Consider the following 12,302-nt stretch of genomic DNA (forward strand, 5'->3'; position numbering starts at 1 on the left):
GATGATCAGAACCGTGCGTTGACTTCGAGCTGCAGGACGTCGATGGCCAGCGGGGGACCATAGATTTCCTTGGCGCTGCTCCAGCGCAGCAAGCCGTAGACGTTCTTGTCGAACGCATAGCCGCCGCCCAGGAAGTAGCCGCGCGCGTTGGTGCCGCCCAGGTGGAACGTGGAATCGTTGTAGGCATCGGGCAGCGCGTCGGGCTGGATGTACTTGTAGCCGGCGAAGGCCATCCAGTCGCCCTTGCGGGCCAGGTCGATACCGTCGCCGATGGTGGCCTGGAACATCCAGGCGTTGCCGCCGCTCTCGATGTCGTCCAGGTTCTCGCGCGAGTTGACGATGTTGGCGGCGCCACCGGCACGGCTGACCAGCTTGTTCTTGCTGTAGGCCAGGTTGCGGACGTAGTCGCCATCCAGGCGCATGGCCAGGTTGTCGAACAGGCGGGTATCCCAGCGCAGGTTCAGGTTCAGCAGGTTGAACTTGGACGCCAGGCCCACGTACTGGTATTCGCTCCAGTCGGCCTGGTCGGCCGAACTCTGGACGACATCACGCAGCAGGAACAGGGTGTTGCCCTTCTGCATGTAGGCCGGACGCGACCAATCGGTGCTGCAGACGGTCATCAGCGAATCGCAAGGCGCCGAACGCTCGCCCTCGATGTTCTGGAACTGGTAATACGCAAGCGCGCCGCGCAGCTTGTTCTGGCTGTCGATCTTCCATTCGGCGCCGGCCTGCGCGCCGAACAGCCACTTGTTCTCGCTCTTGCCTTCGGAGAAGGTGTCGCTGCTGAACGGGTTGTTCGAGTATTCGAGGGCGTAGGCGCCCAGCGAGCCGAACAGCGTGACGGGACTGCCGTTGCCCAGCGGACGCTTGAACGCGGCCGAGATGCCGTCGAAGTTCAGGTCGTTGGAGTACAGCATGTCAGAGGACACGAACGGGTTGGCCGCGCGGCCGGCCGTGATGGTGGCCCACTCGTACGGGCGATAGCTCAGGTAGGCCTGGTCGAGCCAGATGTCCTTCTTGGCCATGCCGCCGCCCAACGTATCGCTGGTGGACACGGGGCTGTTGTCGCTGCCGGAAGCCAGGCGGATACCGGCCATCCACTGCTCGGACAGTTGGGCCTTGACCCCCAGGCGGGCACGGATGCGCATCAGGTTGCGGCGATCCTGGCGCGCATTCATGTAGGGGATGTCCAGGCCGTAGGGCTGGCCCGCCACGAAGGTGGGAATCGGACCGTTGCGGTTCCACTTGGCGAAGTCGATCAGCTCGTCACTGTTGCCGCTGTCGAAGAAGCGCGACTCGTCGCGGAAGCGCACGTCGCCTTCGACGGTGATGCGCGACGCCCAGTCGGGGAACGTGTTGGGCGCGGCCCAGTTCTCGGCCTTGGCCTGCGCCATGACCTCGGTCTTGACCTCGTCGCGGATCTGGTCGCGGACGGTGGCGGGGATGTACGGGACGCGCACATCGCCCGGCTGCGCCATGGCGGCGCCGGCGCCACCCGCCACGGCCGGTGCGGCGGCGGCCTTGCGGGCCTGCGCGGCCTCGGCTTCGGCTTGCTGGATCAGGGCGTTGGCCTGGTCCTGCTTGAGCACGCCTTGCTGAACCAGCAGGCGGATCAGGTTGACGGTGGCGTTCTGGGACGGCGTGGCGGTCTGGGCCGCAACCTGTCCTGCCGACAGCGCCAGGGCGACGGCCAGCGCGCCGGCCAGTCGGTTGGGTTGCAATTTCATTTTGATCAAACTCCGGTAAGGAAATCGAAGAGCGCGGCGCTTAGGAAGGCCGACGGCTGCTGATGGAGGTTCGGATGGGCATCGGCGTGGAAGCAGGCGGACGTTCGTCCACGCGACCCACCGCACGCAGCGTTGCGACCAGCTTCTCGTCGACCTCGGCATCGCCACTGGAGCGAGCCACTTCGACGCGGGTGACCTGGCCGGCCGTATCCAGCCAGATGTTCACGGCCACGCCGCGATACACCAGGTTGCGGGTACGCTCGTCCTCGCGCAGGATCTTCTGCAGCATGTACGACATGTACTGGCCGTAGGTGGCGTTGCCGAAGCCGCCGCCGCCGCCGGAGCCGGCCATGCCGCTGCCACTGCCGGCGCCGATGTTGAACGCGTCCGAGCCGGCTTGCGCGTCGGTGTTCATTTCCATCGCGTTGGCCATGTCGTTGGCCGGCTTGGGCGGCGCCTCGTCAGGCTTGGGCTGATCGATGGGCTTGGGCTCTTCGATCGGCTTGGGTTCGACCACTTCTTCAGGCGGAGGCGGTTCCTCCGGCGGCTTCTCGGGGGGAGGCGGCGGCGGAGGCGGCGGCGGCAGCGGGATGATCGCGGCGACCTTGGGCGCCTCACGCTGGACACCCGCCATGTCACCGGCCCAGCGCCAGATGAAATAGCCCAGCCCGACCACCACCACCAGGCCCACGACCGGCCAGACGAAACGTCCGGCCGAGCGCGAGCGCTTGGCTTGCTGGCCTTCGTCCAGCAGCGCCGACAGGCGCGAGGACGAGTCCTCGCGGCTATCGGGGGTTTCAGGTTTATTCGACGACATCGCGGGATCGCCCTTCTACTTCAAGTCGGCTTGCCGGTCACGAGACCGACTTGCGGCAGTTCGAGGCGGCGCAGCAGATCGAGCACTTCCATGACCTTCTGGTACTGCACGACGGCATCGCCGCGGACAATGACCGGGAAGTCAGGGTTGAGGGCTTTCTCGGTGCGCAGCCTGTCTTCGAGCTCGGGCAACGTGACCGGGTAGGCGTCCAGGAACACCTGGCCGGCTTCGTTGACCGAGATGGCTTTGGTCTTGGGTTGCGACAACGACACGGTCGAACTCGCCTTGGGCAGGTTCACCTGGATGCCGGCGATCTGGGCCGTGGCGGTCAGGATGAACATGACCAGCACCACCATCAGCACGTCCACCAGGGGCGTGATGTTGATGCCGTCGACGGGTGCGCCGTCGTCGTCGTCTTGCGCGGATACGGAAGCCATCTGGCGTCTCCTCAGGCCGTGGCCACGCGGGCCTGGTTGGCGTGCATGGCTTCAGCCCGCGAGCCTTCACCGTGGACTTCGGCCAGGCGGGTGATGAACTCGTCGACGAACACGCGCATGTCGGCGTTGATTTCCTTGTTGCGCGTGATCAGGCGGTTGTAGCCGAACAGCGCGGGGATGGCGACGAACAGGCCCATGGCGGTGGCCAGCAGCGCGGCGGCCATACCCGGGGCGATGGCGTTGATGTTCACGTCGCCGGCCATGGCCGTACCCAGGAACACCACCATGATGCCCAGCACCGTACCGAGCAGGCCGATGTACGGGCCGCCGGCGATGGCGTTGGACAGCGCCGACAGGCGCTTGCCCAGCATCTGCGATTCCTTGGTGCGGATGGCGTCCATCGAGGCGCGGATGGCTTCGATGGTGGCGGCCGAGACCGTGTTGGTATCGGCGCCCTGCGCACGGCGGACGCGGATTTCGTTGACGGCAACCGAGTACAGGCGCCACAGCGGGGCGTTCTTCAGTTGCTCGTTCAGGCGGGTTTCGTCGGCCAGCATTTCCAGGCGGTTGCCGACCTTGGCGAACACGGTGCGGAAGTCCGAGTTGGCGACTTCGACGCGCTTGGCCAGGCGGCTCTTGCTGACCATGATGACCCAGGACTGGATCATCATCAGGATCAGGACGCCGATAACGACCCAGGCGTCCAGCGGCACGGCGTTGAGCAGGAAGCCCAGTTCGCCGAAGCCCATGCCCGACTGCTCTTCGTCGGCGCCGTAGACCACCATGCGCGACTCGCTGCCCTGGGCAGTGGCGTCGGCGAAGATGAGGGCGGCGGGACGAGCGATCTTGGACAGGCGGATTTCGTCGATGGCGCCGACGAACGCGGCGTACGTGGCGGCGGGAGCCGGTGCAGCGGCGGGAGCGGCGGCAGTGGCAGCAGCAGCCGGATCAGCGGGGACGGCCGGTGCGGCCGGCGCGGCGACAGCCACGTCGCCACCGACGGCGGCGGCGGTGTTCAGGGCGGGCAGGCTGGCGGTCAGCGTGCCGCTGGCACGGCCGTTGACGTACAGCGTGATCTGGCCACCGTTGGCCGTGACAGCCACGTGTTGCCAGGCGGCCGGCGTCAGGGGCTGGCCGGGTTGCGTGCGCTGGCCGTTGACTTCAACGAACGGCACGCCGCTGGACACGCCGATCACCAGCGAGTTGCCGGCATCGCGGCGGGCATAGATCGCCTGGTCGCCCGACGGCTGGTCGGCACGGACCCAGGCGCTGAACGTGAAGGCGCTGCCGGCGGCCATGGCCAGCGAGGGACTGGCGGGCAGCATCAGCGGTGCCGCACCCGTGAACTGGGCAGCGCGGCCGACGACGCCGTCGACCATGCCGGCAACCGGGGTCTGGGCGTTGTTGTTGTAGCCGGTGGCATCACGCGGAGGCGCTTCGGGCGCGCCGTTGAAGTGATAGACCAGCGTGTAGTTGGGGTCGAACGTAACCTGGCCGTTGGAAGCGACGGGCGCCTTCTCGTTGCCGTAGTACATCCAGATGTCCTGGCGCTGGGCGCCGGAGACTTCCGAGACGTCGACCCAGACCACGGCCATGCCCAGCAGGGGGTCGAAGCTTTCGATCTGGTAGTTCAGGACGGTCTGGTCGTCGGCGGCGACGAAGCGCAGGTCCGAACCGTTGGCGTTGACGCCGTCGAACGTGAAGTTGCCGGTGTGCAGGCGAACCAGCAGCGGCACGCGGCCGGCGGGTTCGTTGATGGCAGCACCTTGCTGCGTGGTGTCGATCGACACCTGCTTGCGGTATTTCCAATCGGGCTGCCACCAGGCGTTGGCGACTGCCGGAAGCGCGCTGACCACGAGAGCCAGCAGGTACATCATTAGGCGTTGCATGATTGTCTTACTCCGAAAACCGTCATCCGAATTGGGTTAGAAACTGGCGCGCAGATTGAAGTTGATGCGGGGATCATGACTGTTGGTGTTTGCGCCATTGATCAGGGGGTAGCCCCAGTCCAGGCTGCCCGACAACCAGTCGAGCACCTGCATGCGCGTACCGACACCGACGCTGGCCAGGCGGAAGGAATCCCTCTGCTCGGGCAGCGGGTCGCGCAGGCGCAGCCACGCCCACTCCGCAAAGGTGTAGAAACGCCATTCGTTTACGTTGGAACCGAGATAGCGCGCCAGCGAGGGCGTGCGCATTTCGATGGAGCCCAACACGCCATCGTCGGCCGTGCGCTCGGCGGCCAGATAGCCGCGGATGCTGGTGGCGCCGCCGGCGGCGAATTGTTCGTTGGAGACCAGCGCGCCCGACGCGAACTGGAAACCGGCGCGGGCGAAGGCCTGCCAGTCTTGCGCGAAGTTCTGCGTGTGGGTGAAGTCGCCCTTGAGCAACGCGAAGCTGGGGCTGGCGCGATAGCGCTTGTAGTCGAATTCTTCGGACGAGCTGCCGAGGTCGAAGAACGAACGCGTGGCGCCGACGATGCTCAGGCCGATGGAGCTTTGCGAAGCCTCGGTGTAGCGATAGCCGTTGTAGCCCAGCGTGAACGGCACGTACTTCAGCGGCACGGTGTCGTTATCCCCGCCGAAGACCAGCGACTCGTCGAAGTTCTTGTAGTCGAGGCCGAAGGACAGCGAGTTGTACCAGCTGCCGACCGGGTCGAACGTATAGGTGGCCGTGGCGCCGAACGAGTAGCCCTTGCCCAGCACGTTGGTTCCGCCGATGGTGGCGACGTTGCTGTCCGAGTGGTAGCCCGAGAACTGCAGGCTCCAGCGGTCGGCCAGCGGCAGCGTGTACGAGGCCGACCACACCTTGGCGTTGTCGGTTTCCTGGGGCGCCGTGAAGAACGTCAGCGAGAACGCATGGCCGCGCTGCCACAGGTTGTCGTAGCCGATGGAGGCCGTGGAACGCAGATGCTTGGTATCGGCGCTGTAGTCGTTGTTCAGGCCGACGCTGGCGGTCCAGGGGTTCTTGTCCTCGACCTTGAGGTCGACGTCCATGGTGCCCGGGATCTTGCCTTCGCGAACCACCGGCAGCACCTGGCGGCTGGCCGTGCGGTTGAGCTCGGTCAGCTGTGCCTGCGCCTGGTTGAAGTCGGGCACGGCGCCTTCCTTCAGGGCCGGCACGTCGTCGCGGATGGCCAGCGGCGAGTAGTTCTTGGCGCCGACCACGCGCAGGCGGCCGATCTTGGTTTCGGCCACCTGCAGGATGACCACGCCATCCGAGACCTGCTGTTCGGGCAGGTCGACGTAGACGGACTGGTAACCCAGCTCGTGGTAGGCCGTCTGCAGCGCATCGCGGGCCGACTGGATGTCGGCCAGCGTGCGCTCCGGACCCAGGAACGGATAGACCGCTTTCTCGATGGCCTTGGCATCGAGCACGGTGTTGCCGCGAACGATGTATTCGTTCACGTTGACCCTGCGCGTGTCCGCCGGAGCGGCCGCCTGTTCGGCCTGGCCGGCTTGCGCCTGCCCTTGCTGCACGTCCTGCGCGATGGCGCCGGCCTGCAGCCCCAGCGCCAGGCACGCTGCTAGCGTCGCTCTGGCGCAGGCCGATGCACCTGCTTTATCAAAATCCTGCATAGGGATGCACTCAGTCCTCAAATTAATCTGATGTCCTGCTCTACCCGTCTCGCCGTGCTCGGCGACCGTTCGCAGCCAGGGCCAGGCACTTCACGGCTAGGCACGCGACAGCGGCGGTGCCTGGTTGGTCAGCGTCGAACAGCGTCTGCTTGTTACTAGACGTTCCGCCAACGCGCCCAGTGCGCGATGTAATAAAAATTTCACGAAGAAACTGACTCGTAACAGAAGGACGAGAGGGAAACCCAGGGATAACCCTTGGATGCAAAATCGAGGAAAACAAAATGCGTGCGCGGGACGAAGGACGGCTCGCACCGCGGGCCTGGAGCCAGGCAGCGACGGCGCGTGGACGCTGCGCACGGAAAGTGACATTGACTTGTCACCACGGCCCGGAAGGCGCCACGTACACTTCCAGGATCAGGGACGCATCGAAGCCAAGCACAAACCGTCTCATCACCCAGGAGTCCGCCATGTCCATTTCCGATCTGCGTGCATCAATGCTGCTGGTGGCTGGCTTGGCATTACCTTCGGCCGTGTTGGCGCAAGCGCCTGCCGTCCCGGCGGATTCGCGCGCCGCGCCGGCGTCCTGCGTGGACGTCGAAGTCAACGGCTACCGCGCCCCGTCCTATGACTGCCTCAGCCAGCAGATGGCGCCCCGCCCCCGCGCGCCGCACGAGAACCCAGCCCTGGCCTCCGAGGGCGTCGCGCGCATGCCATCCAACCAGCTTGGCCTGTTCAACCGCGCGGCCACGTCCAACCGCATGGGCAGCAACTTCGGCAACTCGGCCTTCCCGCAGCGGCCGGCGCCCATCTACACCAGCCCGGTCTCGCGCTGATTCCCGACACCGCCAGCGCCGCGGGCCGCGTGAAGCGGCCCGCGTGCTTTTCATCCCATGGCGATGCCAAAAGCCGCGAATCCTTCAGGTCGCGAAATCCAGCTTCAAGCGCAGCACCATCGGCTGACGCATGTCCGGCGGCGGCGGTTCGGACAAGGGCTGCGCCGTCAACACCGTGCGCAGGTCCTGGTCGGCCTGATCGTCGCCCAGCGTATCGAACGTGACGCGCTCGACCTGCCCCTGGTTCGTCACCCACACCCGTACCACCACGGGCGCGGCAGGCGAGCCATTGCTTTCCAGCACGCGCTGCTGCATGCGTTCATGCAGGCGCACCACGGCCTCGTTGGCGGGATCGGCCAACCAGGCCTGGAACTGATTGCTGACCAGTTGCGCGTAACTGATCCAGTGCTGCGGCACGGCGGCCTGCGCCAGCACAGGCGCCGGCTGGGACAGCACCAGGCCCAGTCCCAGCGCACTGGCCGCGGCGCCCCACATGCGGCGCCAGAACGGCGCACGGGACGTCTTGGACGTGTTGTCTTCATGCATTGCAGTGATTCTCCATGGCGATGTTACGGACGCGGGCCGGTTGGACTCAGCCGCAGATGACGCCGACCGACAGCGTGGCGGCACGCGGCGCCTGGGCCTGCATCGGCCCCAATTGCGGCTCGTCGCTTTCGTTGAAGGCGATGCCTGCGTTCCGCAGGAAAGATTTGACGTGCGTCGCCGACACGGCTTTGACACGCGTGGCGCCGGTGGCGCCGCTGGCCTGCGCCGCGCTCAGTGCGACGCGGCCAGACGGGCGGCCGTCCAGCGAGAACCGTTCGACCACGACCCCCAGCATCAGTCCGGCCGCGCCCAGGACAGGGCTGCCGCTGGCGCCGGGACGTACGGACGAGATCAAGGAGAGATCGTTGCCGTCGGCATTGCCCGGTTCGGCGAACGCATTGAACAGCGTGCGAGCCCGGTCGGGCATGCGCTGCAGGGTGTTATAGCTTTCCGCGAACACCGCCTGGCGCCCCACCTTGATTTCGGGTCCGGCCACGAACGTCGCACTGAGATAAGGCTTGAGCGCCGTGCGCAGTACGGCGATATCCAGCTTGTCGTCACCGGCGGCCAGCGAGGCACGCACCACCTTGCCGTCCTTGACGACGAAGATGTCGCCGCAATCGGACACCGCATGGTGCGCCGTCAGCACGTCACCGCCGCTATTGATGAAGAACCCCGTGGCGTGCGCCTCCAGGCCACCGATCAGCGGCAAGGCCTGGACCGCGCCCACCGGTGCCAGCAGGGACGCGCCCACCACCAGGAACAGGCGGCAGGCCAGGACGGGCAAGCCTTTCAGCATGGACAGAATCGTCGCCATTCGCGTTCTTCTGGTTATGTCGGCAACAGGAGGCTGGACAGAGTAGGAAGCGGCCATTGCCAGGCTATGACAGGGTGGGAGGGCCTGGCTGCGCCTGGCTGTTCTGATGTCTAGACGTTTGGCGCTGGGCCCAACCCCCGTTTGTCATGAAAAATTCACAATGTGATAGCTGGAGAGGGACGTTCGGGTCTTATTGCTCTGCCCGCGACATCGTTGCATCATTCCGGGATATCGCAGGAAATACGGCAGCGCAGCATCCGAGATGGGGAGCAACGGCACCGATGTACTACGGCGAACGATTCAACAGCTGGAGCCACCTGGTGGGCCTGGTGCTGGCCGTGGCCAGCGCCGCCACCTTGATGCCGTACGTCATCGTCGCATCGAACGATGCCTGGCACATCGTCAGTTGTGCGGTGTTCGCCACCGCCGCGGTCGCCACCTATGCCGCCTCCACCCTGTACCACTGCTGCCGAGGCGCCCGGAAGCTGTTCTGGGAGCGCATGGACCATTGCGCCATCTACATCCTGATCGCCGGCACCTACACCCCCCTGGGCCTGATTCCCCTGGAAGACGACTGGGGCTGGCTGCTGGCCGGCGGCGCGTGGCTGTTGGCCATCACCGGCATCGTGCGCGAGATCGTGTTCCGCAAGCGTGCCGCCGCGCCCGCGGTGGGCCTGTACGTCGCCATGGGTTGGCTGGGCGTGCTGATGGCGCTGCCCATCGCGCAGCACGTTCCCAGCGAGGGGCTGATATGGCTGCTGGCCGGCGCCCTGCTCTACAGCGCGGGCCTGGTGTTCTACCGCAACAGTTCGGGCTGGGCGCACGCACATGGCGTCTGGCACCTGTTCACCATCGCCGGCACGGCATGCCATTCCGTCATGGTCTGGACCTTCCTCACCTGACGGGCGGTTCGCACGGCATCCATGCCGGCAAGGCATTTGCACAGAAGCAGAAAGTCTTTCGGCGCCGAGCGGCGCGTTCCTAGAATCTCGGTTCGCTTGCATCTGCCCGGATGTTCCTCGAAGGAATCATCCGCCACGGACCTGCCCATTACCTACCGAGACTTTCGTCATGCGCCTCGCCGCCCCGCGCCCGCTTCGCCCCGCCGTCCTGCTCGCCGCCGCCCTGGCGCTCAGCTTGAGTCACGCTGCCGCCCAGGCCGAAGGCCGTATCCGGCTGGCCCAGCAGTTCGGCATCGGCTACCTGATCCTGGACGTCGTGCGCGACCAGAAATTGATCGAGAAACATGGCAAGTCCGCCGGACTGGACATCGACGTGGAATGGACCCAGATCTCGGGCGCCACCGCCATGAACGAAGCCCTGCTGGCGGGCAACCTGGACATCGTCTCGGCCGGCGTGCCGCCCGCGCTGGTGCTGTGGGACCGCACGATCGACCGCCAGAAGGTCAAGCTCGTGGCGGCGCTGGGTTCGCAGCCCAACTACCTGCTGAGCAACAACCCCGCCGTGAAGACGCTCGATGACCTGAGCCCGAAAGACCGCATCGCCGTGCCCGCCGCGGGCGTGGGCTTCCAGTCGCGCACCCTGCAGATCGAGGCCGCGCGCCGCTATGGGAAAGCGCAGTTCAAGAAGTTCGACGACATCACCGTCTCGCTGCCGCACCCCGATGCGACGGCCGCACTGATCTCGGGCGGCCTGGAGGTCAACACGCACTTCTCCAGCGCGCCGTTCTATTACCAGGCGCTGGAAGCCAACCCCAGCGTGCACAAGCTGATCAGCTCCTACGACATCCTGGGCGGTCCGGCCACGTTCAACGCGCTGTACACCACCCAGAAATTCCACGACGACAATCCCAAGACCTATCGCGCGCTCTATGCGGCCCTGGGCGAGGCGGCGCAGTGGATCCGCGAGCACAAGCCGGAAGCCGCCGACACCTTCATCCGCGTGCAGAAATCCAAGCTGGCGCCGGAGCTGGTGCGCAAGATCGTCGAGGATCCCGAGAACGACTTCACCATCGTGCCGCAGCGCACGGCCGTCTACGCTACCCAACTGCACGAACTGGGCGTGCTGAAGACCCGGGCAGGCTCGTGGAAGGATTATTTCTTCGAAGAGATCCACGACCAGCCCGGCAGTTGATCCGGGCGGCGGCAGGTCTTGCGCGGCGCGCGTCAGCGCACCTGCAGATAGAAGATCCCGCGACCGCGGATCAGCGTCATCAGTAGTGGCTGTCCATCCAGCAACTCCAGCAGGTTGCGCAGGTCGGACAGCTTGCTGACCGGACGCTGGTTGATGCCGATGAGCACATCGCCACGCCTCAGGTTCGAGGCCGCCTGGCTGCGGCCGGGATACGTGGCGGTCACCAGCAGGCCGTCGTTGCCCTGGCGGCGCTGGGCCAGCGACATCTCCGCGAACTCCACGCCGTTCAGGCGCGCATCCAGGCTGCCTGCATGCAGCCGCTCGTCCTTCTCGGGCTCGATGCGCAGCGTCACTTCCATCTGCCGGCCCGCGCGCCGCAGTGTCAGGCGCACCTGCTGGCCCACCGGCAGCAGGCCCTCGGCATTATGCAGTTGCTGGCTGGTGGCAATCGGTTTGCCATCCAGGGCGATGATCACGTCCCGCGCCAACACCCCTGCCTGCTGCGCCGGCGCGCCGTCATTGATGCGGGTAACGACCACGCCGGTGGCCGACGGCGCGAACCCCAGTTGCTTGGCCAACGAAGGATTCAGGTCCAGCACGTCCAGGCCCAGCGTGCCCCGCAGGACACGGCCATGCGCGAGCAACTGGCGCATGACGTCGCCCGCCAGGTTCGATGGAATGGCGAAACCCAGGCCCACGTTGCCGCCCGAGGGGGTATAGATCATCGTGTTGATGCCGACCAGCTCTCCACGCAAATTGACCAGCGCTCCCCCCGAGTTGCCGGGATTGATCGATGCGTCCGTCTGGATGAAGTTCTGGTAGCCGGCGGCCCGAAGGCTGGAACGATCCAGCGCGGACACGATGCCGGAAGACACGGACTGCCCCAACCCATACGGGTTGCCGATGGCCACCACGAAATCGCCCACCCGTAATCCGCTGGAATCGGCCAGCGGCAAGGCCTGCAGCCGATCGGCCTGGATACGCAGCACCGCGATGTCGGTATCCGGATCGCTGCCCAGCACCTTGGCGGGCAACGTGCGTCCGTCCTGCAGCGAAACCCGGATGGTCTGGGCGCCGCGCACCACGTGGTGGTTGGTCAGCACATAGCCTTGCGCCGCATCGACGATCACGCCCGAGCCCGAGCTTTGCCGTGCGCGGTTGAGCATGCGCCCGAAACCGGCGGCTTCCTGATTGCTGCCCAGCGCCACGATGCTGACGACCGACGGCATCGTACTTTCCAGCATGGGCGCCAGCGACGGCAAGGGTGCACCATCGGCCACGGGCGGCAATGCGGCCCGTGCGGCAGGCATGACGGGCGCGCAGGCCGCCACGCACAACGCGGCGAGCATCCGGCGGCGGAGAACGGACGGCGTCGCCGCCCACTTGCTGACATCCATGGCTGAAGGCATCGAAAATGAAAAAGGCGGGCCGCAGGGCCCGCCATTCTAGTGGCTTT

At 66.0% G+C, this 12,302-nt stretch carries 12 protein-coding genes; 4 read left to right on the top strand and 8 right to left on the bottom strand.

Annotation, left to right across the window (positions count from 1 at the left end):
- Window positions 1-5: 5 nt before the first annotated feature.
- The 5 genes from A7W11_RS00515 to A7W11_RS00535 are packed head-to-tail and all read right to left on the bottom strand — an operon-like array spanning window position 6 to window position 6,556.
- Complete coding sequence (locus A7W11_RS00515) at window positions 6-1,727, bottom strand: putative porin (RefSeq protein WP_066406362.1); 1,722 nt, start codon at window positions 1,725-1,727, stop codon at window positions 6-8.
- 40 nt (window positions 1,728-1,767) lie between these two features.
- Window positions 1,768-2,544 (bottom strand): energy transducer TonB family protein, encoded by a 777-nt coding sequence (locus A7W11_RS00520; RefSeq protein WP_082887005.1) that lies wholly within the window; start codon window positions 2,542-2,544, stop codon window positions 1,768-1,770.
- Between the two features lie 20 nt (window positions 2,545-2,564).
- Window positions 2,565-2,981 (bottom strand): ExbD/TolR family protein, encoded by a 417-nt coding sequence (locus A7W11_RS00525; RefSeq protein WP_066122781.1) that lies wholly within the window; start codon window positions 2,979-2,981, stop codon window positions 2,565-2,567.
- A gap of 11 nt (window positions 2,982-2,992) precedes the next feature.
- Entirely contained in the window at window positions 2,993-4,870 is a 1,878-nt protein-coding gene (locus A7W11_RS00530) for a DUF2341 domain-containing protein (protein WP_066406363.1), read from the bottom strand.
- Window positions 4,871-4,906: 36 nt separating this feature from the next.
- Window positions 4,907-6,556 (bottom strand): ShlB/FhaC/HecB family hemolysin secretion/activation protein, encoded by a 1,650-nt coding sequence (locus tag A7W11_RS00535; RefSeq protein ID WP_082887006.1) that lies wholly within the window; start codon window positions 6,554-6,556, stop codon window positions 4,907-4,909.
- A gap of 467 nt (window positions 6,557-7,023) precedes the next feature.
- Between A7W11_RS00535 and A7W11_RS00540 the strand changes: the two genes are divergently transcribed.
- Window positions 7,024-7,389 carry a hypothetical protein gene (locus tag A7W11_RS00540; RefSeq protein WP_066406365.1) on the top strand — a complete coding sequence of 122 codons (366 nt, stop codon included), beginning with the start codon at window positions 7,024-7,026 and terminating at the stop codon, window positions 7,387-7,389.
- A gap of 84 nt (window positions 7,390-7,473) precedes the next feature.
- Here the strand turns inward: A7W11_RS00540 and A7W11_RS00545 are convergent, their stop codons facing one another.
- On the bottom strand, window positions 7,474-7,935 hold the full coding sequence (locus A7W11_RS00545; RefSeq protein WP_156522946.1) for a YbaB/EbfC family DNA-binding protein: 462 nt from the start codon (window positions 7,933-7,935) through the stop codon (window positions 7,474-7,476).
- A 46-nt stretch (window positions 7,936-7,981) separates the two neighbouring features.
- Window positions 7,982-8,752, bottom strand: a complete 771-nt coding sequence (locus A7W11_RS00550) for a S1 family peptidase (RefSeq protein WP_066406367.1) — start codon at window positions 8,750-8,752, stop codon at window positions 7,982-7,984.
- 281 nt (window positions 8,753-9,033) lie between these two features.
- Here A7W11_RS00550 and trhA point away from each other — a divergent pair, with 281 nt between their 5' ends.
- Together trhA and A7W11_RS00560 are read left to right on the top strand one after the other, a co-directional pair.
- Window positions 9,034-9,654 (top strand): PAQR family membrane homeostasis protein TrhA, encoded by a 621-nt coding sequence (gene trhA / locus A7W11_RS00555; protein ID WP_066406368.1) that lies wholly within the window; start codon window positions 9,034-9,036, stop codon window positions 9,652-9,654.
- 169 nt (window positions 9,655-9,823) lie between these two features.
- Window positions 9,824-10,846 (top strand): ABC transporter substrate-binding protein, encoded by a 1,023-nt coding sequence (locus A7W11_RS00560; protein WP_066406369.1) that lies wholly within the window; start codon window positions 9,824-9,826, stop codon window positions 10,844-10,846.
- Window positions 10,847-10,878: 32 nt separating this feature from the next.
- Here A7W11_RS00560 and A7W11_RS00565 read toward each other — a convergent pair whose 3' ends face one another.
- Window positions 10,879-12,075, bottom strand: coding sequence for a trypsin-like peptidase domain-containing protein (locus tag A7W11_RS00565; RefSeq protein WP_235816765.1), 1,197 nt, complete (start codon window positions 12,073-12,075; stop codon window positions 10,879-10,881).
- Here A7W11_RS00565 and A7W11_RS28660 point away from each other — a divergent pair.
- Window positions 12,056-12,295, top strand: coding sequence for a hypothetical protein (locus A7W11_RS28660; RefSeq protein ID WP_235816766.1), 240 nt, complete (start codon window positions 12,056-12,058; stop codon window positions 12,293-12,295). The two genes, A7W11_RS00565 and A7W11_RS28660, sit on opposite strands and share 20 nt — an antisense overlap.
- Window positions 12,296-12,302 lie beyond the last annotated feature (7 nt).

The organism is Bordetella ansorpii (assembly GCF_900078315.1).
GTDB lineage: Bacteria > Pseudomonadota > Gammaproteobacteria > Burkholderiales > Burkholderiaceae_B > Bordetella > Bordetella ansorpii.